Here is a 1,608-nt window from a genome sequence, read left to right as displayed (position 1 = left end):
TATACGCCTCCCCTTGAATATAATCACATCTTCTTCAAAACGATCAGTAAGCTTCATCGCTGACCATCACTACTTTATATAGTTTTTTGCTTTCTCCGCTTTGCTCGTTCCCATTTTCTCTTCTAGTTTGCTGTTAACGATATCGACAACTTTAATCATGTTGTAAACAGACTTACCGCCAGCTTGATAGATAAAATCAAAATTCTCTGCACCAAAATAAGATTCAATTAGTTCTTTCATAGCCTCATTTGCAGCTTCTTCAGCTTGAGAAATTTCTGCTTCAGTAAGCTTTGTGAAATCCATGCCTTTAAATTTCTCATAGTTTTTCTTCATCTTAGGATAGAGTTGTTCCCGCTTTTTTAAGCTTTCATCATCGTAATAAACGTCAAAAACTTTGCCGCCAATCTCAAATTCCTGTTTTGGTACTTCTAAATCAATTTTAAAAACTGTCATGTCATTACATCCCCTTTTTAAGTATTAAAAAGAGCATTAGCAATCGCTAACGCTCTATGTCTTGTATGTTGACTTATTAAGCTGGTGTTGGCTGTGTTTTCGTGACGATCTGAGACATTGGAGACTCGCCGCCCTCGTTCACTGCGGTTACATTTACAGTTAACTGCGTATCTGCCGCAATTCCCGTCAGTGTGTGTGATGTAGTCGTGACATTTGCGTCTAACTTCTTCTCTGCGCCTCTATAAACGTTGTATGAGTCCGCCCCTTATACGGCATCCCATTCCACTGTTACACTATCTGAAGTAGCTGTGTACCGTAGATTTTGGGGCGCATTAGGGCGTGGCTGTTGTTTCTGTCGGCTCGCCATTGAGGTGAATTTCAATACTGATTTCACCTTTAGCTCCTGCATCCCCGCCAGGTCCTTCAATAGTCGCAATGGTACAAGGGCATTCAATAATATTTCCGTTCGGCTCTTCCCATTTGAAATTAGTTTCTCGATCAGGGCCAACTTTATATTTTTTGCTGAAAACATACTCTTGCGCTTCATCACCATAATATCTATGACCTTCGAATGCGATTGTTTGTTGGCCGCCTGTTACTGTTGTTTGTTTCATGGTTCCGGTGTTTAAGTATTGCGTTTGGTCGTTTTCTTCGTTCAAACTTGGATCAAAGCTGCTTAATCCTTTCGCAAGTCTTGACCATGTGCGCTCCGTTCCATCTGGTGTAATGTCGATAAAGAATTTATGTGATGAGTTAATTAAGAGACCTTCTTTTTGAGGCATTCAACCCACTCCTTATAGGTATAGTTCCGCTTGAAACATTGCGGTATATATGTGGCCCTCTGGTGTTTGTTCAACCCAGTTAGGCGTTGTGTAAACTTCGCATTTAACAAAAGTAAAAGAGCCGCCACCACTTGTGACCGCTCCGTTAGTTAACGTATCTAATTTGTCTGATATTTGCTGACAAGTTGTGTATGATTTATATTGATCAAGATGTCTGACCAATATCTGAAAGGCAAAAATGTAATTTCGGGACATATCCAGGTTTTTTGTAGGTTTAACGCTTGGGATCGCCAAAATTGAAATGTCGTTCCCGCTTGTCAAAGGGCCTACGGTCAGCGTCTTTTTAAATAAGAGCATGTTACTTTCGATATAC

At 40.3% G+C, this 1,608-nt stretch carries 3 protein-coding genes and 1 pseudogene; all 4 read right to left on the bottom strand.

Translation table 11 applies throughout. The features are described 5' to 3' along the window. Positions 1-69: 69 nt before the first annotated feature. On the bottom strand, positions 70-453 hold the full coding sequence (locus ACFWBN_RS39920) for a hypothetical protein (protein ID WP_377554445.1): 384 nt from the start codon (positions 451-453) through the stop codon (positions 70-72). A gap of 76 nt (positions 454-529) precedes the next feature. Beyond that, positions 530-700 (bottom strand): annotated as a pseudogene (locus tag ACFWBN_RS39915) (fibronectin type III domain-containing protein); the annotation flags it as partial. Positions 701-785: 85 nt separating this feature from the next. Further along, on the bottom strand, positions 786-1,235 hold the full coding sequence (locus tag ACFWBN_RS39910; protein WP_376912402.1) for a phage tail tube protein: 450 nt from the start codon (positions 1,233-1,235) through the stop codon (positions 786-788). Between the two features lie 12 nt (positions 1,236-1,247). Next, a partial coding sequence (locus ACFWBN_RS39905) for a minor capsid protein (RefSeq protein WP_377982085.1) occupies positions 1,248-1,608 on the bottom strand: 361 nt, incomplete at its 5' end.

The sequence above is a fragment of the Streptomyces sp. NPDC059989 genome, from assembly GCF_042736975.1.
Lineage (GTDB): Bacteria > Actinomycetota > Actinomycetes > Streptomycetales > Streptomycetaceae > Streptomyces.
This window is presented reverse-complemented; position numbering and strand designations above follow the sequence as displayed.